Annotated in this window: 23 protein-coding genes; 16 read left to right on the forward strand and 7 right to left on the reverse strand. The window is 49.8% G+C overall.

Features of this window, described 5'->3' with window-relative positions; genetic code table 11:
- The first annotated feature begins 320 nt into the window (after window positions 1-320).
- Window positions 321-1,001, forward strand: a complete 681-nt coding sequence (locus tag RSJ68_00685; GenBank protein ID WNU97316.1) for an OmpA family protein — start codon at window positions 321-323, stop codon at window positions 999-1,001.
- An 859-nt stretch (window positions 1,002-1,860) separates the two neighbouring features.
- Here the strand turns inward: RSJ68_00685 and RSJ68_00690 are convergent.
- Both RSJ68_00690 and ruvC read right to left on the reverse strand, forming a co-directional pair.
- The gene (locus tag RSJ68_00690; GenBank protein ID WNU97317.1) at window positions 1,861-2,730 is read right to left on the reverse strand and encodes a lipid A biosynthesis lauroyl acyltransferase; all 870 of its coding nucleotides are present in this window, start codon (window positions 2,728-2,730) and stop codon (window positions 1,861-1,863) included.
- A gap of 129 nt (window positions 2,731-2,859) precedes the next feature.
- On the reverse strand, window positions 2,860-3,408 hold the full coding sequence (ruvC, locus tag RSJ68_00695; GenBank protein ID WNU97318.1) for a crossover junction endodeoxyribonuclease RuvC: 549 nt from the start codon (window positions 3,406-3,408) through the stop codon (window positions 2,860-2,862).
- A 192-nt stretch (window positions 3,409-3,600) separates the two neighbouring features.
- Here ruvC and RSJ68_00700 point away from each other — a divergent pair, with 192 nt between their 5' ends.
- Window positions 3,601-3,936, forward strand: a complete 336-nt coding sequence (locus RSJ68_00700) for a porin (protein WNU97319.1) — start codon at window positions 3,601-3,603, stop codon at window positions 3,934-3,936.
- A 76-nt stretch (window positions 3,937-4,012) separates the two neighbouring features.
- On the opposite strand, the gene rfaQ is transcribed toward RSJ68_00700, so the two are convergent.
- Window positions 4,013-5,098 (reverse strand): putative lipopolysaccharide heptosyltransferase III, encoded by a 1,086-nt coding sequence (rfaQ, locus tag RSJ68_00705; GenBank protein ID WNU97320.1) that lies wholly within the window; start codon window positions 5,096-5,098, stop codon window positions 4,013-4,015.
- Window positions 5,099-5,309: 211 nt separating this feature from the next.
- Between rfaQ and RSJ68_00710 the strand changes: the two genes are divergently transcribed.
- From RSJ68_00710 to RSJ68_00720, 3 genes are all read left to right on the forward strand, one after another.
- Window positions 5,310-6,182: a prephenate dehydrogenase gene (locus RSJ68_00710; protein WNU97321.1), complete on the forward strand. Its 873-nt coding sequence runs from the start codon at window positions 5,310-5,312 to the stop codon at window positions 6,180-6,182.
- Between the two features lie 154 nt (window positions 6,183-6,336).
- Window positions 6,337-8,250, forward strand: a complete 1,914-nt coding sequence (dxs, locus tag RSJ68_00715) for a 1-deoxy-D-xylulose-5-phosphate synthase (GenBank protein WNU97322.1) — start codon at window positions 6,337-6,339, stop codon at window positions 8,248-8,250.
- 310 nt (window positions 8,251-8,560) lie between these two features.
- Window positions 8,561-9,391 carry a carbon-nitrogen hydrolase family protein gene (locus RSJ68_00720; GenBank protein WNU97323.1) on the forward strand — a complete coding sequence of 277 codons (831 nt, stop codon included), beginning with the start codon at window positions 8,561-8,563 and terminating at the stop codon, window positions 9,389-9,391.
- 142 nt (window positions 9,392-9,533) lie between these two features.
- Here the strand turns inward: RSJ68_00720 and RSJ68_00725 are convergent, their stop codons facing one another.
- Window positions 9,534-9,974, reverse strand: coding sequence for a TIGR01244 family sulfur transferase (locus RSJ68_00725; protein ID WNU97324.1), 441 nt, complete (start codon window positions 9,972-9,974; stop codon window positions 9,534-9,536).
- Window positions 9,975-10,038: 64 nt separating this feature from the next.
- Window positions 10,039-11,802 carry a M61 family peptidase gene (locus RSJ68_00730; protein ID WNU97325.1) on the reverse strand — a complete coding sequence of 588 codons (1,764 nt, stop codon included), beginning with the start codon at window positions 11,800-11,802 and terminating at the stop codon, window positions 10,039-10,041.
- A gap of 350 nt (window positions 11,803-12,152) precedes the next feature.
- On the opposite strand from RSJ68_00730, the gene ccoN reads away from it, so the two are divergent.
- Genes ccoN through ccoP form a run of 4 tightly spaced genes read left to right on the forward strand, consistent with a single transcriptional unit; the run spans window position 12,153 to window position 15,788 of the window.
- On the forward strand, window positions 12,153-13,586 hold the full coding sequence (gene ccoN / locus RSJ68_00735) for a cytochrome-c oxidase, cbb3-type subunit I (GenBank protein ID WNU97326.1): 1,434 nt from the start codon (window positions 12,153-12,155) through the stop codon (window positions 13,584-13,586).
- Window positions 13,587-13,609: 23 nt separating this feature from the next.
- The gene (ccoO, locus tag RSJ68_00740; GenBank protein ID WNU97327.1) at window positions 13,610-14,221 is read left to right on the forward strand and encodes a cytochrome-c oxidase, cbb3-type subunit II; all 612 of its coding nucleotides are present in this window, start codon (window positions 13,610-13,612) and stop codon (window positions 14,219-14,221) included.
- Between the two features lie 4 nt (window positions 14,222-14,225).
- The gene (locus tag RSJ68_00745) at window positions 14,226-14,393 is read left to right on the forward strand and encodes a CcoQ/FixQ family Cbb3-type cytochrome c oxidase assembly chaperone (GenBank protein WNU97328.1); all 168 of its coding nucleotides are present in this window, start codon (window positions 14,226-14,228) and stop codon (window positions 14,391-14,393) included.
- A gap of 30 nt (window positions 14,394-14,423) precedes the next feature.
- The gene (ccoP, locus tag RSJ68_00750; GenBank protein ID WNU97329.1) at window positions 14,424-15,788 is read left to right on the forward strand and encodes a cytochrome-c oxidase, cbb3-type subunit III; all 1,365 of its coding nucleotides are present in this window, start codon (window positions 14,424-14,426) and stop codon (window positions 15,786-15,788) included.
- 275 nt (window positions 15,789-16,063) lie between these two features.
- On the opposite strand, the gene RSJ68_00755 is transcribed toward ccoP, so the two are convergent.
- Window positions 16,064-17,164: an anhydro-N-acetylmuramic acid kinase gene (locus RSJ68_00755; GenBank protein ID WNU97330.1), complete on the reverse strand. Its 1,101-nt coding sequence runs from the start codon at window positions 17,162-17,164 to the stop codon at window positions 16,064-16,066.
- 172 nt (window positions 17,165-17,336) lie between these two features.
- On the opposite strand from RSJ68_00755, the gene RSJ68_00760 reads away from it, so the two are divergent.
- Window positions 17,337-18,911 carry an inorganic phosphate transporter gene (locus tag RSJ68_00760; protein ID WNU97331.1) on the forward strand — a complete coding sequence of 525 codons (1,575 nt, stop codon included), beginning with the start codon at window positions 17,337-17,339 and terminating at the stop codon, window positions 18,909-18,911.
- Between the two features lie 185 nt (window positions 18,912-19,096).
- On the opposite strand, the gene RSJ68_00765 is transcribed toward RSJ68_00760, so the two are convergent.
- A complete protein-coding gene (locus tag RSJ68_00765; GenBank protein ID WNU97332.1) occupies window positions 19,097-19,393 on the reverse strand; it encodes a hypothetical protein in 297 nt (98 codons plus the stop codon).
- Window positions 19,394-19,678: 285 nt separating this feature from the next.
- On the opposite strand from RSJ68_00765, the gene RSJ68_00770 reads away from it, so the two are divergent.
- From RSJ68_00770 to RSJ68_00795, 6 genes are all read left to right on the forward strand, one after another.
- Window positions 19,679-20,536, forward strand: coding sequence for a ParB/RepB/Spo0J family partition protein (locus RSJ68_00770; GenBank protein WNU97333.1), 858 nt, complete (start codon window positions 19,679-19,681; stop codon window positions 20,534-20,536).
- A 266-nt stretch (window positions 20,537-20,802) separates the two neighbouring features.
- Window positions 20,803-21,159, forward strand: coding sequence for an ATP synthase subunit I (locus RSJ68_00775; protein ID WNU97334.1), 357 nt, complete (start codon window positions 20,803-20,805; stop codon window positions 21,157-21,159).
- Window positions 21,149-22,018 carry a F0F1 ATP synthase subunit A gene (gene atpB / locus RSJ68_00780; GenBank protein ID WNU97335.1) on the forward strand — a complete coding sequence of 290 codons (870 nt, stop codon included), beginning with the start codon at window positions 21,149-21,151 and terminating at the stop codon, window positions 22,016-22,018. Before RSJ68_00775 ends, atpB begins: the two co-directional genes overlap by 11 nt.
- Window positions 22,019-22,089: 71 nt before the next feature.
- A complete protein-coding gene (gene atpE, locus RSJ68_00785) occupies window positions 22,090-22,326 on the forward strand; it encodes a F0F1 ATP synthase subunit C (GenBank protein ID WNU97336.1) in 237 nt (78 codons plus the stop codon).
- Between the two features lie 71 nt (window positions 22,327-22,397).
- On the forward strand, window positions 22,398-22,868 hold the full coding sequence (locus RSJ68_00790; GenBank protein ID WNU97337.1) for a F0F1 ATP synthase subunit B: 471 nt from the start codon (window positions 22,398-22,400) through the stop codon (window positions 22,866-22,868).
- 4 nt (window positions 22,869-22,872) lie between these two features.
- Entirely contained in the window at window positions 22,873-23,406 is a 534-nt protein-coding gene (locus RSJ68_00795; protein WNU97338.1) for a F0F1 ATP synthase subunit delta, read from the forward strand.

Here is a 23,406-nt window from a genome sequence, read left to right on the forward strand (position 1 = left end):
TTGAAACTGAAATATATGTTGATAAGTTAAGTATGCAGCCGTTACACTAAGAAACTGGGCAGAGTTATAGTTATAATGAGATATGTACACAACTTCATTGCGTTGCCCTTGTGTAATGCGTAGAATATAAATCTAATTATTCATTGCGGTCGTTTGGATTATCTCAGGTCAAACGAAATTCAATCGCCGCAGTCTTAGCTATCATCCTGATTCAATCTGTTTTCAAGGGTTTGCGACTCTTGGAAACATCGTTGGAATACACTATCCGCTTTTCAGACGACCTTCGTTGTCGGAGCGGTATTTTTTAAAAGGAAATCTAAATGAAGCTCTTGAAATCCCTGACCGTTGCCGCATTGGCAATCCCCTTGGCTCTGACAGGCTGTGTAACCGACCCTGTAAGCGGACAACGCAACACCAGCAAAACCGCCATGTACGGCTTGGGCGGCGCGGCAGTGTGCGGCATCGTCGGCGCATTGACCCACGGCGGCAAAGGCGCGCGCAACTCTGCGTTGGCGTGTGGCGCGATTGGTGCGGGCGTAGGCGGCTACATGGACTATCAAGAGAAAAAACTGCGCGAGAACCTGAAAAACACCAACATCGAAGTGGAACGCCAAGGTAACCAAATCAAGCTGGTGATGCCTGAAAACGTTACCTTCGCAACAGGCAGTGCGGCATTGAGCGATCAGGCGCGAAATGCTTTGGCGACCGCCTCCGAAACGCTGGTGCAATACCCCGACACGACTTTGACGATTAACGGCCATACCGACAACACCGGCAACGATGCCATCAACGAGCCGCTGTCCCGCAACCGCGCGCTTGCCGTTGCCGACTACCTGCAATCGCGCGGCGTGAACGGCTCGCGTCTGACCACCGCCGGCTACGGTTCGCGCCATCCTATCGCGTCTAACGCCACAGCCGAAGGCCGCGCCCAAAACCGCCGCGTGGAAATTTTGATCAATCCCGACCAAAACGCCATCAAGGCGGCGCAACAGCAAATGTAAGAAGCTATCCGTCTGAGGATAAAGTTTAAAGGTCGTCTGAAACAAAATCAGGTTTCAGATGACCTTTTTATATGGAAGTAATGCGGGCCGGATGTCCGAATACCTCAAGACAATTTGAGGTCGGAGGCAATAATGAAATGGTGGAAACGCATGAAACAAAAAAAGGAGGCAATCCCCCACAGGATTGCCCCAATACCTCAAATCAGAGATTTACGCTTCACAAACAATACAGGCTTTCGCCTGCGGCTTTACCTGCACGGCTCAACTCCGTGCGGGTAAACTTTTGTTCCGAGAGATTGAGGCTCGGAACATCCGCTGCAAATCAAAGGATTTGCAGCTGAAAACCGGAGTATCAGATTTGCCGGTACGGCTGTAATTTGATGTAGCGAAATTTACTCGAAAAATTTGGGTTTGCCAAGTAGTTTACATTATTTTTTTATGAAAAATTAATATTTATAATATTTCAATATTTATTTAAAATTTAGAATATAATTTTTCTTAGTCAAATTTTTCATGAATATAAAATAAAAAAATTTATAATATTGAAATTATATTCTTTATGGATTAGACAATATAATTGATTCTTTTAAAATATTATTTTATAACACTCTGATTTTAAATTAAATTAAATTTTAATATATTAATCAAAATTTCGCATCATATTTATGTTTTACGGAAAACGCCCCGATTTTTCCTGTATTGAGCGTTTGATAGGCCAAAATACCCAGTTTATCCAAAGAGTTAATGTGAAAAATTCTCAATTGAAAATTTGTTACTATCGTTGTTAATTTTCGATTTAATAGAAATGATAAAAGCCCGAATATGACGGGCTTTGCTTTTTGTTGTAACTGTATGTAATTCAATAAAATCCCTGTTCGCCTTCGGGACGGGTTTTGAAGCGTTTGTGCAGCCAGAAATATTGTTCGGGATTTTCCCTTGCCCGCGCTTCGATAAAGTCGTTCATGCGTTGGGTGTCGGCTACAACGTCGTCTGAAGGGAAGTTTTCCCATGCCGGATAGAAACGCAGTGTAACAGTGTTGTCGGCATTGCGCGTAGGGATGGCAGGAATGACTTTGGCTTTCGTCATGCCGGCGATGCGGCTTAAGCCTGTAATCGTGGCGGTGGGGATACCGAAGAAGTTGACGAAGATGGAGTCGTTGCGGCCGAAATCTTGGTCGGGCAGGTAAAGGAAGGGGGCGTCGCTTTTGCGCAGTTGCTTGATAATCGCGCGCAGGCCTTCGGTGCGGCCGATGAGGAAGACGTTGTTGTAGCGGTGGCGGCCTTTGAGGATTTGTTCGTCCAACGCTTTGTTTTTTTGGTGCGAATACATGCTGGTCAGCGGCACGTACTGATTGAGGGTGTAAACCGCCATTTCAAATGCGGTGAAATGCGGATAAAGCAGGATGACTTTTTCGCCTGCCGCGAGCGCGTCGTCAAGATGGTGTTTGTCTTGATAATGCACGAGTTTGCGCAGCCTTTCGGCAGGCGCGTACCAATACAGGCCGTATTCGAGCATCAGCTTTGCCATGTGCTGAAAATGGCGTTTGAGCACGGCTTTGCGTTTGTCTTCGCTCCATTCGGGAAAGCATTTTCTAAGGTTGGTCTCGCCGACTTTTCGGCGCGGTTTGACGGCGTAATAGGCAAGGATGCCCACGGCGTCGGCGATTTTGTGTATGGCCTTGAAGGGCAGGAGCTGAATGAGGTAGAGGAGGAAAAAGGCGGCTTTCATGGCGGCTGTTGAGGAATGGGGCGGGAAAAAGGGAATTATAACGGAAAGGGCTGTTGTCTAGTCAGAGAGTAGGAGTCTGAGTAAACTTGTTTTGGCTAAACCTGCTACGCTCTTTTTCAGACGACCTTTTCACCATTGGAAGCGTCCCCGTCTGACTTTCATTCCGTTCGGATTCAACTGTGCGGCAAGTCCGTGGTTGCGCAGAGCGTGGGTCAGGGCGACGGCGAGTCCGTCGGCGGCATCGGATTGGGGCGTGCCGGAAAGGGAGAGCATTTGCACGACCATGTGCTGTACTTGTTCTTTCGCTGCCTTGCCTTTGCCTACAACGGCCTGTTTGACTTGCAGGGCGGTGTATTCGGATACGGGCAAGCCGTGCATGACCAATCCTGCCAATGCCGCGCCGCGCGCCTGTCCGAGCATGAGTGTGGAGGCAGGATTGACGTTGACGAATACCTGCTCCACGGCGGCCTGTTGCGGCTGGTAAGTTCGGACGATTTCATCGATATGGCGTACGATGACGGCGATGCGTTCCGACAGCGGCGCGTTCGGAGGGGTTTTGATGCAGCCGGAGGCGATGTAGAAATGCTCGCGGCCGCGGACGTCGATGACGCCAAAACCGGTTACGCGGCTGCCGGGGTCTATGCCCAGGATGCGGGTGGTTTGTGAAGCGGAAGTCATGATTATGCTGTTGAGGCGGTGAAACCAGGATTATAGTGAAATCAATATAAAACGGATATGGGATGCGATGTGTCTTTTCAGACGACGTTTTCACGATTTATGGTTTGTTTACGCAAGAGGGGCATATACTGGTTGGTCAAATTGGTTATCGCTATTCGGTTGTGTAAGAAATATTTGAAAGGAACGGACAGGATGAAACCCTTGTATATTTTGGTTGCGGCCTTGACGGCTTTGCCTGTGTTGGCGATGGCGGAAGTCCGCCTTTATGGCGAAATCAAAAGCGGCGTTGAAGCGTCGCGCATTAAATCGAGAGACAGTTCGGTATCACATAGCGGCATATATGATTCAGGCAGTTATATCGGTTTGCGCGGCTCGCTACCCATCGGTAGTGGGAATAATGTGTTGTTTCAGGCAGAACAGGATACGCCGGTAGGTTCGCGCAGCCTGTCGCGCACGGTTTGGCATAGTCCTTCCCCCCATTCGGGCAATATGGGAGACGATGCGGCAGGGCAGTTTGGGAAATATTGAATTTTTTGTCGTTCGTGTAATGAAAAGGTCGTCTGAAAACCGATTTGGGGGTTTCAGACGACCTTTGCCGTTTTGTTTAAGCTTCCTTGTTTAAACCCAGCTTTTCAGCAATTTTGTTCCACACGGCTTCCAGCGGAATGGCTTTGAGCAGGCGTTTTTTGCCGGATGTATTGATGCTGTCGGGGTGGGGTAGGTCGCCGAAATCACCCGCCCAAATAACCTCGGCATTGTCGGAATAGGGATGCCATCTGTCCAGCCATGAGGGACCGAACAGGGCGATTTGCGGTTTGTTCAGTGCAGCGGCGATGTGCATGGGGGCGGAATCTACGCCGATGAAGAGTTTGCAGCCGTCGATGGCGGCAGCCAGTTCGCGCAGGTTAAGGTTGCCCGACAGTATCCATAATTTACCGCCTTCGGGAATTTTGACGCGTTCTAAAACTGCATCGATCATTTGTTGTTCGGTTGCTGAGGGTGCGGCGGTTAAAACGACGTTTTGACCGTGGTTGAGCAGTAATTGGACGATGGCGGCGTTTTTGCCGTCTTCCCAGCATTTGAATTCCCAACGCGCGCCCGGGTGGAATAAGACATAATCCTCCCCGTTCCAGCCTTGTTTGTTCAGCTTGCTTTGCAAATTCGAGCGGGCATCTTCGCCGATTGCCATCATCACTTTTGCCGGCGGTGTTTCCTCAGGCCGGATAAGCGGTGGCAAAACGTTCATATGATATTCGGTAATGTGGCAGCCGCGTCCGGCTTCGGGGTTGAGGAAGTCGTGGCACCAACGCCAGAAAAAGTGGTTGCGTTTGATATGGCTGATGCCGACGCTGCATTGTGCGCAGAATTTGGCGAGTATTGCCGAGCGCCATTGGTCGGACAGGTTGAACGCCCAGTCGTACCTGCGCTTTTTCAGGCGCGAGAACAGCTTTTTCTCTTCGCATAGCTGGGTTTTCAACCCCTGCTTTTTCCAGGAGCGGTCTATGGTGAAGATTTCGGCAATTTCAGGATTGTCGCTGATGATGTCGGCGGTTTCCCGGTAAACCAGCATGTCGATTTCGCAATCGGGAAAGCGGGTCTTGAGGGCGTGGACGACGGGCGTGGCTAACAGGACGTCGCCGTGGTGGCGCAGCTTGATGACTAAAATACGTTTCGGTTGGGCCAGGGACATAGTTTGCTTTCGGCGGATGGATTTCGGTCTGCCTATTGTAAAACGAAACGGCACAATGGCGAACTGCCTTTTTATGGTCGGAAGGATGGTGTTCGGGGCAGTATCGTTGCACGATATGCGCTTGCCTTTCGGATACGATAGAATGCGGACAATTAATCCCTAGAATAGCGGGCGTACCGTTTTCAGACGACCTTTGTCCCGCGCATCTGCCATGAATACACTCAAACATATCGTCCTCATTGGTGTCGGGCTGATCGGCGGCTCGTTCGTGTTGGACTTGAAACGGCTCGGATTGGTCGATACGGTAACCGGCATCGATTTGGATCGCGACAACCTTGACCGTGCGCTTGAACGGCGCGTCATTGATCGCGCCTACACGCAAATCGACGCTTTGAGTATGCACGAAGCGGATTTGGCCGTTATCGCTACGCCTGTTTCCACATTTCCAGACATTTGCCGCACCGTCCGACCTTATTTGAACGCGCATACTGTGGTTACCGATGTGGGCAGTACCAAACAATCTGCCGTTCAGGCTTTCCGCAGCGTCCTGCCCGAACATTTGTCCCGTTGCATCGCAGCCCATCCGATTGCAGGCTCTGACAGGAGCGGTGCGCTTTCCGCACAGTTCGGATTGTTTCAGGACAGGAAGCTGGTGATCACGCCGCACGGGGAAGAAGATGAACAGGCCGCCGGCCTGGTTGAAAACCTGTGGCTGGCAGTCGGGGCGAAAACTTTCCGCATGAGCGCGGAAGAACACGATGCCGTTTTTGCCGCCGTTTCCCATATGCCGCATCTTGCCGCCTTTGCCTACGTCCACCAAATCGCCGATCATCCCGACGGTCGGCATTATCTTGAATTTGCCGCGACGGGCTTTCGTGATTTTACGCGCATCGCATCCAGTCATCCCGCCGTATGGACGGACATCTGCCTTGCCAACAAAAACAGCCTGTTGGATTTGATTGGCGGCCTGCGTACCCAGTTGTCCGAACTCGAACGCATCCTGTCCGAAGAAGACCGCGCCGCCCTTTACCGCTATTTTGCCGCTGCCAAACAAACCCGCGATGAATGGCTGGAGCAGCAATAGTAGGTTTGAAAGAGGCAGTTTCAGACAATCTCTGTATGAATAGATAATTAAACCGGGTCGTCTGAAAACAAAGCTTCGTTAAAACCCTTTATCCGAACAGGACAACTCTTGCTATAATTGCCCGATAGACACAATAAGCCCGCAAAGACACACCATGAGCCACACTCCGTTATTAGACACCATCCATCTGCCTGAAGATTTACGCATGCTGGATAAAAGCCTGCTGCCGCAGGTTGCTGCCGAATTGCGGGCATTCCTACTCGAATCCGTCGGTCAAACCGGCGGGCATTTCGCCAGCAATCTGGGCGCGGTCGAGCTGACCATCGCCCTGCACTATGTATACGACACGCCGGAAGACCATTTGGTTTGGGACGTCGGCCATCAAAGCTATCCGCACAAAATCCTCACCGGCCGCAAAAACCGGATGCACACCATGCGCCGCTACGGCGGCTTGGCGGGCTTCCCCAAGCGCAGCGAATCCGAATACGACGCGTTTGGCGTGGGCCATTCCTCCACCTCCATCGGCGCGGCTTTGGGCATGGCGGCGGCAGACAAGCTCTTGGGCAGCAACCGCCGCAGCGTCGCCATCATCGGCGATGGTGCGATGACGGCGGGGCAGGCGTTTGAAGCCTTGAACTGCGCGGGCGACATGGACGTGAACCTGCTGGTCATCCTCAACGACAACGAAATGTCGATTTCCCCCAACGTCGGCGCGCTACCGAAATACCTCGCCAGCAACGTCGTGCGCGATATGCGCGGCGTGTTGAGCACCATCAAGGCGCAATCGAGCAAGGTTTTGGACAAGCTGCCCGGCGCGATGGAGCTTGCCCAAAAAGTCGAGCACAAAATCAAAACGCTGGCGGGCGAAGCCGAACACGCCAAGCAGTCGCTGTCTTTGTTTGAAAACTTTGGTTTCCGCTACACCGGCCCCGTGGACGGACACAACGTCGAGCATCTGGTTGACGTATTGAAAGATTTGCGCAGCCGCAAAGGCCCGCAACTGCTGCACGTCATCACCAAAAAGGGCAACGGCTACAAACTCGCCGAAAACGACCCCGTCAAATACCACGCCGTTGCCAACCTGCCCAAAGACGTTTCAGACGACCTCAAAACTTCAACGTCGTCTGAAAAAGAAAACAAGCCTGCCGCCAAACCGACCTATACGCAAGTGTTCGGCAAATGGCTGTGCGACCAGGCGGCGGCAGATTCCCGATTGGCGGCGATTACCCCCGCCATGCGCGAGGGCAGCGGACTGGTCGAATTCGAACAACAATTCCCCGACCGCTATTTTGATGTCGGCATCGCCGAGCAGCACGCCGTTACCTTTGCCGGCGGGTTGGCTTGCGAAGGCATGAAGCCCGTCGTCGCCATTTATTCCACCTTCCTCCAGCGCGCCTACGACCAACTGGTGCACGACATCGCCCTGCAAAACCTGCCCGTTTTGTTTGCCGTCGACCGTGCGGGCATCGTCGGCGCAGACGGCCCGACCCATGCCGGTTTGTACGATTTGAGCTTCTTGCGCTGCGTGCCGAATATGATTGTCGCCGCGCCGAGCGATGAAAACGAATGCCGCCTGCTGCTTTCAACCTGCTATCAAGCAAACGCCCCCGCCGCCGTCCGCTATCCGCGCGGCACGGGAACAGGCTCGCCCGTTTCAGACGGCCTCGAAACCGTAGTCATCGGCAAAGGCGTCATCCGCCGCCAAGGCGAGAAAACCGCATTCATCGCCTTCGGCAGCATGGTCGCCCCCGCATTGACGGTTGCCGACAAACTGAACGCAACCGTCGCCGATATGCGCTTCGTCAAACCGATAGATGAGGAACTCATCATCCACCTCGCCCAAAGCCACGACTATATCGTTTCCGCCGAAGAAAACGCCGAACAAGGCGGTGCAGGCAGCGCGGTGCTGGAAGTATTGGCGAAACACGGCATCTGCAAACCCGTTTTGCTTTTGGGTGTTGCCGATACCGTAACCGAACACGGCGATCCGAAAAAACTTTTGGACGATTTGGGCTTGAGCGCCGACGCAATGGAAAAACGCATACGCGGATGGCTGCCGGCAGCTTGAATTAAAGCTGCTAGCAAATAACGCCGCGCCGTTGCAAGCAATGAATAAAGGTCGTCTGAAAACTGATTTTCAGACGACCTTTGTCCTGTTTTCGATACGGTTTATTTATCGGCGTATTGCGTGTGGACGGAAATGACGGCTGATGATGGTGCCGTATCAAAAACGAGGCGAACTGCCGTATCAAATAGAAAGCCTATGCCGTTGTTTCAAATTACACAGATAATGGTACAGGTATTTTTTGGGATATACCGTGAATCTTTATTCAGACGACCTGCTGATAGGTCGTCTGAACACGCAGATAGGAACTGATATGCAAAAAAACATCCGTGCCGCCGCCGTACAAATGATTTCGTCCACCGACCCCGATAACAACATTAACACCATGAAACGCCTCGTGCGCCAAGCAGCCGAACAAGGCGCGGATTGGGTGTTGCTGCCTGAATATTGGCCGCTGATGGGGTGCAAGGATACTGACAAACTGGCTTTCGCCGAACCTTTAGTCGGTAGCAATTTTAGCGAAACCCGCAGCGCTCGTTTTCAGACGACCTTGAGCGAGACGGCGGCGGAATACGGCGTGGTGCTGTTCGGCGGCACGATTCCGCTGCAAAGCCCCGACTTGGGCAAAGTGATGAACACGATGTTGGTGTACGACCGCGACGGCACGCAAATCGGGCTGTATCATAAAATGCACCTGTTTGGTTTTTCAGGTTTGGGCGAACGCTATGCCGAGGCGGACACCATCAGCGCGGGCGGCGATGTGCCGAAATTGGCTGCCGACGGCGTGCCGCTTGCCGCCGGAGTGTGCTACGACTTGCGCTTTCCCGAGTTTTTCCGCGCCCAGCAGCCGTTTGACGTTTTGCTGCTGCCTGCCGCCTTCACTTACACGACAGGCAAGGCGCATTGGGAATTGCTGCTGCGCGCCCGAGCGGTGGAAAACCAATGCTACGTCATCGCTTCGGCGCAAGGCGGCGAACACGAAAGCGGCAGGCGCACGTTCGGTCATAGCATGATTATCGATCCGTGGGGCGAAATCTTGGACATATTGCCCGAAGGCGAAGGCATCGTCATTGCCGATTTGGACGCTGCGAGGCTGCAAAGTGTACGCACCAGACTGCCCGCTTTGAAGCACAGGTTGTTGTGAAGATGATTAAAGCGGAATTCAAGCTTGCTGATCTAGCATGACTGTTTGATTGCTCAGCTAAAAAAGGTCGTCTGAAAACGGTTTCCATTTTTTGAAACGGTATTTTCAGACGACCTTTGCGTTTGGCTAAACGGATAGCGTGTTACGCCAGCCCGTTTTGTTGCGCGTCTTGCAGGCGGGCTTCAAAGTTGCTCAGATTGACGCCTGCTTGTTGTGCGGCAGCGACGACTTCGGCGACGCTTGCGCCGTTTTGTACCTGATGATAGCCCCAGAGCAGTGAGCAGCGGGTGCCGGTGCGGCAGTAGGCGAGGACGGGTTGGGGAACGCTTTTGAGCAGGTTTTGGAAAGCGGCGACATCGGCGGCGTTGATGGCGGGTGCGACGACGGGCTGATGGTGGTGTTCACGGATGTCTGCGGCTTCAAGCCAGCTTTCTACTTGTTTGAACGTCACTTGGTTTTCTTCTTCGCCGTCGGGACGGTTGCAGATGACGGTTTGGATGCCGAGTTTGGCGGCTTCTTGTACGTCGGCTTCGGTCAGTTGCGGGGCGATGTAGAGGTTGTCGGCAAGTTTTTGGATGGACATGGGTTTTCCTTTCTGTAAGTGATTTTCAGACGACCTCAATCTGGTATTTGAGGTCGTCTGAAAATCAGGCTCGGTCATTATAAAGCCAGTTTTCAAATAATTCGCGGTCGGTGATGTAGAGGACGGCAGTGTCGGCTTCGGCGGCTTGGACGGTAATGTCGGCGACGTACAGGATGCCGGTGCGGAAGTAGTGGAGGCGGGTGGTGTAGCCGATGGGGAGCTGCGCCCACTGTGCGGCAAGGTCGGTGCAGGCGTAGCCGTCGATGGCGATGATTTTGTCCTGCGGGCAGAGGGCGGCGTTTTCTGCGCTGCCGCCGTTGAATACGTGGGTCAGGGTGGCGTGGTCGCTGTTTTGTTTGAACCTTGCGCCGAAGTCGGATGCGGGGGCGGGCGTTTCGGTTGGCGGTTCGGACAGGAACGCGCCACCGTGTCCACGCGGCTGTGCCTGCCATTGCAGTCCGATGCCTATGGTGGCGAGGAGTTCGGCAAGGGGCAGGTCTGAGGTGGTGTAGAGGGTCGTCTGAAAAAAGTCTTCGAGGTACAGGCCGGTAAACGCCTGGCAACGGGCTTGCCATTGTTTTTCGGGGATGCCTTGTCGGGTGTCCAGCCAATCGCGGTAGTGTTGCTGCATGACGCTGTCGAGGGTGTGTCGCCCGCTGCTTTTACTGCGGATGGCGAGGTCGAGGCAGAGGGCAGCGAGCGCGCCTTTTTGGTAGTAACTGACGATGGCGTTGGGGCTGTTTTCGTCTTGTTTGTAGAATTTGTTCCAAGCGGTGAAGCTGGATTCGGCTAGGCTTTGTTTCAGACGACCTTTGGTTTGCTGAACGCGGGTGATGCTTTGGGCGAGCAGGCGCAGGTAGGCTTCGGGGGCGATGGTGCGGCTGCGGGCGAGGAAGAGGTCGTCGTAGTAGGAGGTGATGCCTTCAAACGCCCAGAGTTGCTCGGTGTAGTTTTCGCGGTCGAGGTCGTAGGGGGCGAAGGCGGCGGGCTTGATGGATTTGACGTTCCAAGCGTGGAAGTATTCGTGTGAGAACAATCCGAGCAGTTGGGTGTAGGCGTCGTTGGCATCGGTCATGCCGTGCGGCGGCAGGCTGTGGCGGTCGGCGAGCAGGGCGGTGCTGCTGATGTGTTCCAGTCCGCCGTAGATGTTGTCGCCGACGTGGAGCAGGAAAAGGTAATGCGTGAACGGGGCAAGGGAGGGGAACATGGCCAGTTCGGTTTCGCAGATTGTGCGGATGTCTGACACGAGGCGGTCGCGGTCGAAATCGGGATAGTGGCCGCTTAAGGCGATGCGGTGCGGTATGCCGCCGGCTTCGAAATCGAGAAATTCGATGTTGCCCAGTTCGACAGGGTGGTCGATTAAGTCGTGGTAGGAGGTCGTCTGAAAACTGTGGACGTCGGTTTGGGGTAGGGTGGTGGCAATCCGCCATGTTTTCGGCAGGATGGGGAATTCGATTTGGTGTGTGCTGTTTTCTTGTCCGTTTACCTGCAAAAAGAGGCATGCACCGTCAAAGAACCCGCGTTCGGCAGTCAGAAACGAGCCGCGGACGGACAGGTCGTAGGCGTAAACGGTGTAGTAAATTTCCCACTCTCCGGACTGTGGGGCAGTGCGCCATCGGTTTTTTTTGACTTGGGTCAGATGGGTATATTCGCCATTGCAAAAGGCGCGGATGGTGGTGATGTGGCGCGAGAAATCTCGTATCAGATAGCTGCCGGGAACCCAGTTTGGGAGACTGATTTCTGTTTCCAAATCATGTTCTTGTCGGAATGTTAGGCGGATGTGCCACTCGTGGGCGAGCGGGTTGGGGGTGATTTTGTAATTAATCATGACTATTGGTTTATTTGTTAATTCTTATGGTTGAAAGGGTGTATTATGCAATTTAATTTATATCAATAAAGTCGAAGTCTCATGCAAAAGGCGGCTAAACTAAAAAGGATGAGTTGAAAAATAAAATAATACTATTGGAGGGGTTTTTAAATAACGTTATGATTATAAGTTAAAAAATATAAAAAATCGATCGTACGGCTATATGGTGGGAAATGTAATTCCGCTTGGCTAGGCTAGTCTTATATGTTAAATTTAGAAAAATTTAAACTTAGCTCTTGTTGCGTTTTTTCAAAATGCATACGGCAAAGTGAGATAAAAAATTTTTATTCCCATAATTCATGGAGACTCTCATGGACACACAAACTTATAACTACAAGGTGGTGCGCCAGTTCGCCATCATGACCGTAGTTTGGGGTATTGTGGGTATGTTGGTCGGCGTCATTGTCGCTGCCCAATTGTTCGCCCCTTCCCTTGATTTATCAGATGTCGGCCCCTGGTTCCACTTCGGCCGCCTGCGTCCGTTGCACACCAACGCGGTAATTTTTGCGTTCGGGGGTTGCGGTCTGATGGGTACATCATACTACGTTGTTCAGCGCACCTGTAATGCACGTCTGTTTGGCGGTTGGTTGCCGGCATTTACCTTCTGGGGCTGGCAGGCAGTTATCGTTGCGGCAATCGTCAGCCTGCCTTTGGGTTATACCCAAGCTAAAGAGTATGCCGAATTGGAATGGCCTATCGACATCCTGATCGCTTTGGTTTGGATTGCTTACGCCATCGTATTCTTCGGTACGATTGCCAAACGTAAAATCAAACATATCTACGTTGCCAACTGGTTCTACGGCGGTTTCATTTTGGCCGTCGCCCTGTTGCACATCGTCAATAACCTGAGCATTCCTGCGGGCTTCATGAAATCCTATCCGGTTTATGCGGGTGCAATCGATGCTATGGTTCAATGGTGGTATGGTCATAATGCCGTAGGTTTCTTCCTGACTGCAGGCTTCTTGGGTATGATGTACTATTTCGTGCCGAAACAAGCAGGTCGTCCGATTTATTCTTACCGCCTGTCCGTCGTCCACTTCTGGGCTTTGATTTTCACCTATATGTGGGCAGGTTCCCACCACTTGCACTATACCGCTCTGCCTGATTGGACTCAGTCCTTGGGTATGGTGTTGTCCCTGATTCTGTTCGCACCCTCTTGGGGCGGTATGATCAACGGTATCATGACCTTGTCCGGCGCATGGGACAAACTGCGTACCGACCCTATCTTGAAATTCTTGATCGTTTCTCTTTCCTTTTACGGTATGTCCACCTTCGAAGGTCCGATGATGTCTATCAAAACCGTCAACGCTTTGAGCCACTACACTGACTGGACTGTCGCACACGTCCATGCCGGCGCATTGGGATGGGTGGGTTTTGTAACGATTGGTTCTGTGTACTACATGATTCCCCGCCTGTTCGGCAAAAATGAAATGTACAGTACCAAATTGGTGGAAGCGCACTTCTGGATCGCGACCATCGGTGTGGTGCTGTATATAGCCGCTATGTGGATTGCCGGTGTATTGCAAGGACTGATGTGGGGTTCTTTGAATGACGACGGTACTTTGACTTACTCTTTCGTAGAGTCAGTGAAGCGTACTATGCCTTACTATATGATTCGTTTTACCGGCGGCCTGCTGTACCTGAGCGGTATGTGCATCATGGCATACAACGTTTACCGTACGGCCATCAGTGGCAAAGCGGTTGACGCCGAGATTCCTGCGGTGTCTCAAACCCAGCACCACTAAAAACATAAGAAAAGGCTACCAAAATGAAATTACAACAATTAGCTGAAGAAAAAGTCGGCGTCCTGATTGTATTTACCCTGCTTGTAGTCAGCGTAGGCCTGTTGGTTGAAGCAGTGCCGCTGTTCTTTACTAAAGCTGTTACCAAGCCTATTGAAGGTGTGAAACCTTATAACGCTTTGCAAGTGGCCGGTCGCGACATCTATATCCGTGAGGGTTGTTACAACTGCCACTCTCAAATGATCCGTCCGTTCCGTGCGGAAACCGAACGTTACGGCCACTACTCCGTTGCCGGCGAGTCTGTTTATGACCATCCGTTCCAATGGGGTTCCAAACGTACCGGTCCGGACTTGGCACGTGTCGGCGGCCGCTATTCCGACGAATGGCACCGCATCCACCTGCTGAATCCGCGCGACGTTGTGCCGGAGTCCAATATGCCCGCTTTCCCATGGCTTGCCCGCAACAAAGTCGATGCCGAAGCAACCGTGGCGCATATGAAAGCCCTGCGTAAAGTCGGTACGCCTTACAGCGACGAAGAGATTGCCAAAGCGCCTGAAGCCTTGGAAAACAAATCGGAGCTGGATGCGGTGATTGCATACCTGCAAGGCTTAGGCTTGGCATTGAAAAACGTAAGGTAACATCATGGACGTAAACTGGGCCCGCTCGCTCTTTACTGTTTGGGTTTTTATCAGCTTTATCTTAGTGCTTTATATCGTTTTCAACCGACGCAATAAAAAGAACTACGATGATGCTGCCAACAGTATTTTCGAAAATGATGATAAAGAGTCGTCTGAAAAAGACGGGCGATAACAGTTTAGTCCGTGATCACGGAGCAAAAGAATGAACACAACATCCCAATTTACCAGCAATTTCTGGAATATATACATTGCAGTCATCGTCGTGCTCAGTTTTATCGGCTTGGCATGGCTGCTGCTTTCCCAAAACGTTGTGAAGCGTCCTAAAAAGGGCGAAGAAGTCAAAACGACAGGTCATCAATGGGACGGTATCGAAGAATATAACAACCCGTTGCCACGCTGGTGGTTTTGGCTGTATGTTTTTGTCTGGCTGTTCGGTATCGGCTATCTGGTCATGTACCCGGGTTTAGGCGATTATAAAGGCCAGTGGAAATGGAGCAGCCGTGGACAATATGATCAGGAAATGGCTAAAGCAGACCAGAAGTACGGCAAAGTTTATGCTAAGTTTGCCAATATGCCGATTGAACAAGTGGCAAAAAATCCTGAAGCACACGCCATCGGTCAAAACCTCTTCAATACCTACTGTATCCAATGTCACGGTTCTGATGCTAAAGGTTCCAAAGGCTTCCCGAATTTGACCGACAACGATTGGTTGTGGGGTGGCGAACCTGAGAAAATCCATGAGACCATTGAAAAAGGCCGTACGGCGACGATGCCGGCATGGGGTCCTGCTTTGGGTGAAGAGCGGGTAAAAGATGTGGCAAACTATGTCATGTCCTTATCCAAATCCAAAGATCAATACGATGAAGAACGTGCCGCACGCGGTAAAGTATTGTTCAGTGGTCCACCGGCAAACTGCTTTACCTGTCACGGCGACAAAGGTCAAGGTATCCAAGGACTGGGTCCGAACCTGACCGACAACGTATGGCTGTGGGGCGGTACTCAAAAATCGATTATAGAAACCATCACCAACGGCCGACACAGTCAAATGCCGGCTTGGGGTCGTTTCTTGGATAAAGACAAACTCCACATCATGACTGCGTATGTATGGGGTCTGTCCAATAAAGACGGCAAAGCGCCCGTGAAAAAAGCCGAAACTGCTCCCGCACCGGCCCCTGCTTCTGCTGCCGCATCATCCGCTGACGTTTCATCTGCGTCCGCACCTGCACAAGCTGAAAAAGCGGCTTCAGCAGCTGATGCAAAAGCGGCCGCTCCTGCCGAAGCCAAGCCGGCAGAAAAAGCAGATGCTTCTTCTGCCAAAGTGGACGGTAAAGCCGTTTTTGAAGCCAACTGTAAAATGTGTCACGGCGGTACCATCCCCGGTGCTCCAGGCATAGGTAAGAAAGACGAGTGGGCTCCGCGTATCAAACAAGGTAAGGATACCCTGCACAAACACGCGCTCGAAGGCTTTAACTCCATGCCTGCCAAAGGCGGTAACACAAGCCTGAGTGATGACGAAGTCAAAGCAGCGGTTGACTATATGGCCAACCAATCCGGCGCTAAATTCTAAACCGTAGAAATTAAAACGCACCTTTTCATAAGGTGCGTTTTTTTATGGTCAAGCCATCTGTTTTCATAGCAATTTAATTTCTGTCTTTATCTTATAGTGGATTAAATTCAAACCAGTACGGCGTTGCCTCGCCTTGCCGTACTATCTGTACTGTCTGCGGCTTCGTCGCTTTGTCCTGATTTAAATTTAATCCACTATAAATGTGTATGAAATACAGGGAACAGCTTATGGTTTGCTATGGGTCGCAAAGTAACTAATGAAACTATTGAGACATATTAGGGATAATGTCCTGCACCCAAAATACAGGATTTTTCTGCCCCTGTCGCATGGTGCGGACTGCTTGGAATTTTATTCATCCAACAGGCCGCAAGCCAGCCGAAGGCAGCGGCTTCGACCCATTGCGGATCAAGATTGAGTGCTGCTGTACTATGTAATTTCGTGGTAGAGGAAAAAAGTTGGTGCAAATCTTCCATTAAAACAGGATTGCGGATACCACCGCCACAAACATAAAGATTGCAAACATCAGGAGCGGCAGAGATGGTTGCATCATAAATCGTTTGGGCAGTAAACCTGAGTAACGTTCGCAAAATGTCTTCCGGTTTTTCACCACCTTTCAGACGACCTTTCAACCAATCCAATGAAAATAATTCACGCCCGGTACTTTTGGGGTATGGGGAGGAAAAATATGGGTGGTCGAGCAGGCGGGTTAGCAGTTCGGGTAAAACGGTTCCTGTTGCCGCAATCAAGCCGTCTTTGTCATAAGGACGTTGCCAAATGGCTTGCATCCATGCGTCAGACAGCATATTGCCCGGGCCGGTATCAAAGCCGAATGCCGGAGAGGAATTTGGTAGGACGCTGATGTTGGAAATACCGCCGATATTCAAAACAACGCGTGTCTCGGAGTCGCTTTGGAACAAGGCTTGATGGAATGCGGGGACAAGAGGGGCGCCTTGTCCGCCTGCCGCTAAATCCCTGCTGCGGAAATCGCCGATGGTAAAGATACCGGTCAGATGTGCCAAAAGCGGTAGATCGGCGAGTTGTATGCTGTATCCTGCTTCGGGGGCATGGCGGACAGTCTGCCCGTGGCAGCCAACGGCGGCAATATCGTAGGCTTGCAGGTTGGTTTGTTTTAGCAGTAAAGAAACCGTATCTGCGTAAAGGCAGCTTAGTTTTTGAGATAGCAGCATACTGAGATGCAGTTCGTTATTGCCGATATTTTGCAAATCCAGCAATTCATGCCTAAGGTCGTCTGAATAGGGGATGAATGCGTGGGAAACGGCTTTCAGCCATCGACTGCCTTCCATGCGGATTAAAACTGCGTCCGCACCGTCCATGCTGGTGCCGGACATAATGCCGATATAGTTTCGGATATTCATAAAATTGTGATTTTGAAGTAGGCAAAAAGAAACATTGTAACGCTGTTTTAGATTTTATTTGGATTCAGGATTGGAGAAGATAAAGAAATATTTCAAGAAAGATTGTAAAAAGGTTACAATTAGGTCGAGATTCCGAATCTGCCAACTTTCGTATTTCCAAAGGAAAACTTCCATGGCTCAAACTCAATCGAGTGCGAACTTGAAGCTTATTAACGCCGCTTTTGCCGCTATGCTGGTGGGCATGGTCGGCTATTTTATTTATTGGGGTCTGGGATATACCCATTACAACAATCCTATACTTTTCATCATTGCCACGATGTTCGGCGTATTTATGGCATTTAATGTCGGTGGCAACGATATTGCCAACTCGTTCGGAACCAGTGTCGGCTCCGGCACGTTGACCATCCCGCAGGCACTCTTGATTGCCGCTGTATTTGAAGTCAGCGGAGCCGTTATAGCGGGTGGCGAGGTTACAGATACCATCCGTAAAGGTATTGTCGATTTGAACGGGTTGGATTTGCAACCCATGCAATTCGTCTTCATTATGATGTCAGCCCTTTTGGCAGCGGCATTATGGCTTTTGTTTGCTTCGCGTAAGGGGCTGCCGGTGTCGACTACCCACGCCATTATCGGCGGTATTGTCGGCAGTGCGTTGTGTATGGCGTTTATGCACAAAATTGATGCGGGTACGCTTATCCAATGGGGTAAGCTTGGAGAGATTGCCCTTTCATGGGTATTATCCCCGATGTTGGGTGGGTTGGTTTCCTACCTCGTTTTCTCCCGTATTAAGAAAAACGTATTAGACTACAACGACTGGGCAGAAGGAACGCTTAAAACCATCAAGCAGGAAAAGAAGTCATACAAAGAGCAGCACCGTCTTTTCTTTGAAGCCCTTAGTGAAACTGAAAAAGTCGAATATGCAACCAAAGTAGCGCACGATGCGCAAATTTACGACGAACCCGATTTCGAACCTTCCGAATTACAGTCTGACTATTATCGCGGGCTGTATGAATTGGATAACCGGAAAAACAATGTCGATTCCTATAAAGCCCTTCATTCCTGGGTTCCCTTTATCGGCTCGATAGGCGGTATGATGATTGCTGCAATGCTGATTTTCAAAGGATTGAACAACTTGCATTTGGGCATGAGCAATGTCAACAGTTTCCTGATTATCTTCATGGTCGGCGCGGCGATTTGGATGGCGACATTCGTATTCGCCAAAAGTCTCAAACGAAAAGACCTTGGCAAATCAACCTTTCAAATGTTTTCTTGGATGCAGGTTTTTACCGCATGCGGCTTTGCATTCAGCCACGGCGCAAATGATATTGCCAATGCCATCGGACCGTTTGCCGCCATTATGGATGCATTGCGTACCAACAGCATTACCGCGCAAAATGCCGTCCCGCCTATCGCTATGTTGACCTTTGGTATCGCATTGATTGTCGGGTTATGGTTTGTCGGTAAAGAGGTTATCAAGACCGTCGGGACCAGTCTGGCGGAAATGCATCCCGCTTCGGGTTTTGCGGCCGAGCTTTCCGCTGCCGCCGTTGTGATGGGTGCATCATTCATGGGATTGCCTGTATCGAGTACCCATATCCTGGTCGGAGCGGTTTTGGGGATCGGCTTGGTTAACCGCAATGCCAACTGGAAACTGATGAAACCCATCGGTTTGGCATGGGTAATTACCTTGCCCGCAGCCGCAGTTTTGTCTGTGATCTCTTATTTGGTGTTGCAGGCGGTTTTCTAACTGTTTCGAAAGTCGAAAGGTCGTCTGAAAAATAATTAAGTTTTAAACCAGTCTCCAAATATTGGATACTCATAAAAGCTTACTCAGATGCCCTGTACAAGCTGAGTTCTGCGTGCTACAGAACTCAGTTTTTTCAATGTCAAACTACACCGCTCCTGATTGTTGTAATCCATACAATCATCTATTTACTTCATCAATCGTGTTACTTTTTTGGTTCCAACCCAATATTGCGGCAATGCGCCTTTTTCCGTAGTGCCCTTTATGCTGTTCATAGATTTCGGCGATATGTCTATATAAAATACCAACAGAGTAGGAATCATCAAAGCTTCCGATGCCAAGATGAATCCCCATAAAGGCGAGCGCAGCTCGCCGTTTCTGCTCAAGACATAACGCATCACACGGCTCAAAATCAGCCACTTTATGACGGTAACCATCACGGCAAAGACAAAGACGGCAGTGCTGACGTCGAGCAAGATCGACATATCTGGCGCATTAATTATGCCAAACAGCAGAAAATCGCCAAAATGACAGGCAGCGTATAGAAATAATCAGCAGGATTTTTATAGAGCAGACGCAGAATATCCCAGATATCGATAAGAAAAGAATAAAGCATTGAATGACGGGTGGTTCGATAAAAAATAGAAGGCTGGATTTTAGCTGAAAATATAAGATCTAATAAATACAGACGGTGTGATATGAATTGTCGCCACCTGCGAATATCCGCTAGAATACGCGCTTTATGGAAGGTCGTCTGAAAAGGATTCAATATGGCAAAAGCAAAAGGCGGTTTGGGCCGCGGTTTAGATTCCCTGATTTCCAACGGCGTGGACAACAGCAGCAGCGACCGCCTGACTACCGTCGCCATCAACGACATCCAACCCGGCCGTTATCAGGCGCGGGTACAGATGGACGACGAAGCCTTGCAGGAGCTGGCGGATTCGATTAAAGCGCAAGGCGTTATCCAGCCGGTCATCGTGCGCGAACACGGCCTTTCCCAATACGAATTGATTGCCGGCGAACGCCGCTGGCGCGCATCCCAACTCGCCGGACTGACCGAGATTCCGGTCGTCATCAAAACCATCAGCGACGAAACTGCGCTGGCAATGGGTTTGATTGAAAACCTGCAACGCGAAAACTTAAACCCGATTGAAGAAGCGCAAGGTTTGAAACGCCTCGCCGACGAGTTCGGACTGGCTCATGAAACCATCGCCAAGGCAGTCGGCAAAAGCCGCAGTGCCATTTCCAACAGCCTGCGCCTGTTGAGCCTGCCCGAGCCGGTCCAAGAAATGCTCTACCACCGCCATCTTGAAATGGGACACGCTCGCGCCCTGCTGACCCTGCCCGTGGTCGAGCAGCTTGAATTGGCGCAAAAAGCAGTAAAAAACGGTTGGTCGGTGCGCGAAGTCGAACGCCGCAGCCAAATCGCCCATCAAACCAAACAGGAAATCAAAAAAACCATCAGCCCCGATATACGTCGTCTGAACGACGTGTTGACCGAAAGACTGGGCGTTAATGCGGAAGTCAAAACCACCAATCACAAAAAAGGCAAAATCGTCCTCCACTTCGATACGCCGGAAACATTTGAGTATTTACTGAAACAATTGGGCATTGATTATCAGATGTAAATTAGGTTGTGCGGAAAATTTAGAATTAAGGTCATCTGAAAACTTATTCTCCGGTTTTCAGATGACTTTTTTATTGAAATAAAATTACTGGGCAATGGCTGTAATTTAATGTAATTTGTGATATGATTGAAAATTGTAGTGTAGAAGTTGGGAATGTGGTAGGGGTTATTATTTGACAAAGATTAACTATCCCTTGACGTGTATAGGCTTCTTCATTATATTCTAGTATCGCTGCTTGGCCATTTCGTTGTAGCTTCTAAATTTGCATGAATCAGATTTTAGTTTATCAAGTTGTTGTTTTATTAATTATTTCTGCATTAAGTGCTGTTTTTGCAGGTTTGAATGGATTTTGGTCATCTGTCGTAGGCGGGATTTGTTATTTAGTCCCGTCTTCTATTGCAGTTTTACTTTTAAAACTTTCTAAGTGCAACCCTTTGTATCATGGTAAGGTTTTCATTATTGGGGAAGTTTTAAAAGTAGTGCTGTCGCTGGTGATGATGCTTGCCGTATTCATGGTTTGGTATCAGTCTTTAATATTCTTTCCGTTCTTGTTCGGATTGCTCGGTGTCAGTCATTTGGTTTTTTTATTAGTATTGTTGAGAGTGAAGCATTATGGCAGGTGAAACAACAATGACCGCTGCCGACTACATCAAGCACCATTTGCAAAGCTTGACCAGTCTGTCGGATGTTGCCCAAGGACAAGGCCTGAAAAATATTGCCGATTTTTCGTTTATCAATCTTGATGCGATTTTTTTTGCTGTTTTGTTAGGCGTAATCGGAAGTTTCCTGCTTTGGCGTGGCGCTAAGAAAGCAACTGCAGGCGTGCCCGGACGTTTTCAGGCTGCTGTAGAGATTTTGTTTGAGTTTGTGGATAATATGTGCAAGAGCATTATTCACAACGAACAATCACGAAAAGCCGTTGCCCCGTTAGGCTTGACGCTGTTTGTATGGATTTTCCTGATGAATGCCATGGATATGTTGCCGGTAGATTTGCTGCCGTGGCTGTGGCAAAACGCTACCGGTAACCATCATGCATTGTTGCGCATTGTGCCGACTGCGGATTTGAATACCACGTTGGCGTTGGCTATCGGAGTCTTGTTAATTTGTATTTATTACAATATCAAAATCAAAGGTGTTCGTGGTTGGATTCATGAGTTGTTTACTGCCCCGTTCGGCGCCATGCTTGCTCCCGTCAACTTCTTTTTGAATCTGGTCGAATTCCTCTCTAAAACCGTTTCTCATGGGATGCGGTTGTTCGGTAATATGTATGCCGGCGAGCTGGTATTCCTTCTGATTGCTTTACTGGGTGGTGCCTGGGCAACATCTGGAAGCGTTGAAGTGTTGGATCCAGTTCTGTTTGGTTTTCACATTCTTGCCGGATTGGCATGGGCGATTTTCCATATTTTGGTGATTACCCTGCAGGCATTTATCTTTATGGCTTTAGCGTTTGTCTATATCGGACAAGCTCATGATGCCCACTAAATTTTCTAGGTGGTTTTATTTTTGTTTGTAGTTATTTGTAGTTTAACCTTTGTTTTTTTAAGGAGTTTAAAATGGGTTTGATTGCTATTGCATGTGGTTTGATCGTTGCATTGGGTGCATTGGGTGCCTCTATCGGTATCGCAATGGTAGGTTCTAAATATTTAGAATCTTCTGCTCGCCAACCCGAGTTGATTGGCCCTCTGCAAACTAAGTTGTTCCTGATAGCCGGTCTGATTGATGCTGCGTTCCTGATTGGTGTGGCTATTGCACTGTTGTTCGCCTTTGTTAACCCGTTTGCAGGTGCATAATCAAACGGCGTGATCCGTCTAGGTACAGACTTTGGTCTGTTTGATTAACACTAGTACGAAGGTTAACTAACGTGAATATTAATGCAACCTTATTCGCTCAAATCATCGTCTTTTTCGGTTTGGTTTGGTTTACCATGAAATTTGTGTGGCCGCCGATCGCAAAAGCATTGGATGAGCGTGCCGCAAAAATTGCCGAAGGCTTGGCTGCAGCCGAGCGCGGTAAGAGCGATTTTGAACAGGCAGAGAAGAAAGTTGCAGAACTCTTGGCTGAAGGGCGTAACCAAGTTTCCGAAATGGTAGCTAACGCCGAAAAACGTGCCGCCAAAATCGTAGAAGAAGCGAAAGAACAAGCTTCTGTCGAGGCAGTGCGGATTACAGCACAAGCTAAAGCCGATGCCCAGCAAGAAATGAATCGTGCACGCGAAGTTTTGCGTGAACAGGTTGCTGCGTTGGCGGTTAAAGGTGCCGAGTCTATTTTGCGCAGTGAAGTTGATACTTCAAAACACGCGCAGCTGCTCAGTGCTTTAAAACAGGAGCTGTAATCTTATGGCTGAGTTCGCAACGATTGCCAGACCTTATGCGAAAGCATTGTTTAATCTGGCGCAGGAAAAAAACCAAATTGAGTCTTGGTTGGGCGGACTGGAAGAATTAGCCGCGGTTGTTCAAAATCAGAAAGTGATTTCTTTGATCGAGCAACCTGAAACAAATACTTCTGAAAAGGTGAATTTGCTTGCCAAACTCGTTGAGTTAAAAAGTAATGAATTGAAAAATTTCATTACTGTTTTGGCAGAGCAAAAACGTTTGCCAGTATTGCCTGAAATCTATGCTCAATATCAAGCTTTAACCTTGTCATTCAATCATACTAAGTCCGCTGTAATTTACAGTGCTTATCCATTGACTGAAGAACAACTGGCTGAGTTGGCTGAAATATTGAAAAAACGCTTTGACAGTAAGTTGCGGATTACAACTGAAGTTGCGCCTGAATTAATTGGCGGTGTCAAAGTTGAAGTGGGTGACCAGGTCTTGGATTTGTCGGTGCAGGGTAAATTGAATGCCCTGTATGCGACTATGACAAATTAG

It is taken from the genome of Neisseria sp. DTU_2020_1000833_1_SI_GRL_NUU_006 (assembly GCA_032388755.1).
In the GTDB taxonomy this organism is placed as follows: domain Bacteria; phylum Pseudomonadota; class Gammaproteobacteria; order Burkholderiales; family Neisseriaceae; genus Neisseria; species Neisseria sicca_C.

Coding starts and splice junctions, on each gene's coding strand:
- RSJ68_00775 (WNU97334.1), top strand. CDS start 20,803: ATGAATCAGATTTTAGTTTATCAAGTTGTTGTTTTATTAATTATTTCT.
- RSJ68_00725 (WNU97324.1), bottom strand. CDS start 9,974: ATGTCCATCCAAAAACTTGCCGACAACCTCTACATCGCCCCGCAACTG.
- RSJ68_00690 (WNU97317.1), bottom strand. CDS start 2,730: ATGAAAGCCGCCTTTTTCCTCCTCTACCTCATTCAGCTCCTGCCCTTC.
- RSJ68_00685 (WNU97316.1), top strand. CDS start 321: ATGAAGCTCTTGAAATCCCTGACCGTTGCCGCATTGGCAATCCCCTTG.
- rfaQ (WNU97320.1), bottom strand. CDS start 5,098: ATGTCCCTGGCCCAACCGAAACGTATTTTAGTCATCAAGCTGCGCCAC.
- ccoO (WNU97327.1), top strand. CDS start 13,610: ATGAAATTACAACAATTAGCTGAAGAAAAAGTCGGCGTCCTGATTGTA.
- dxs (WNU97322.1), top strand. CDS start 6,337: ATGAGCCACACTCCGTTATTAGACACCATCCATCTGCCTGAAGATTTA.
- RSJ68_00700 (WNU97319.1), top strand. CDS start 3,601: ATGAAACCCTTGTATATTTTGGTTGCGGCCTTGACGGCTTTGCCTGTG.
- atpE (WNU97336.1), top strand. CDS start 22,090: ATGGGTTTGATTGCTATTGCATGTGGTTTGATCGTTGCATTGGGTGCA.
- atpB (WNU97335.1), top strand. CDS start 21,149: ATGGCAGGTGAAACAACAATGACCGCTGCCGACTACATCAAGCACCAT.
- RSJ68_00760 (WNU97331.1), top strand. CDS start 17,337: ATGGCTCAAACTCAATCGAGTGCGAACTTGAAGCTTATTAACGCCGCT.
- ruvC (WNU97318.1), bottom strand. CDS start 3,408: ATGACTTCCGCTTCACAAACCACCCGCATCCTGGGCATAGACCCCGGC.
- RSJ68_00770 (WNU97333.1), top strand. CDS start 19,679: ATGGCAAAAGCAAAAGGCGGTTTGGGCCGCGGTTTAGATTCCCTGATT.
- RSJ68_00795 (WNU97338.1), top strand. CDS start 22,873: ATGGCTGAGTTCGCAACGATTGCCAGACCTTATGCGAAAGCATTGTTT.
- RSJ68_00755 (WNU97330.1), bottom strand. CDS start 17,164: ATGAATATCCGAAACTATATCGGCATTATGTCCGGCACCAGCATGGAC.
- RSJ68_00730 (WNU97325.1), bottom strand. CDS start 11,802: ATGATTAATTACAAAATCACCCCCAACCCGCTCGCCCACGAGTGGCAC.
- RSJ68_00720 (WNU97323.1), top strand. CDS start 8,561: ATGCAAAAAAACATCCGTGCCGCCGCCGTACAAATGATTTCGTCCACC.
- RSJ68_00745 (WNU97328.1), top strand. CDS start 14,226: ATGGACGTAAACTGGGCCCGCTCGCTCTTTACTGTTTGGGTTTTTATC.
- RSJ68_00710 (WNU97321.1), top strand. CDS start 5,310: ATGAATACACTCAAACATATCGTCCTCATTGGTGTCGGGCTGATCGGC.
- ccoP (WNU97329.1), top strand. CDS start 14,424: ATGAACACAACATCCCAATTTACCAGCAATTTCTGGAATATATACATT.
- RSJ68_00765 (WNU97332.1), bottom strand. CDS start 19,393: ATGTCGATCTTGCTCGACGTCAGCACTGCCGTCTTTGTCTTTGCCGTG.
- ccoN (WNU97326.1), top strand. CDS start 12,153: ATGGACACACAAACTTATAACTACAAGGTGGTGCGCCAGTTCGCCATC.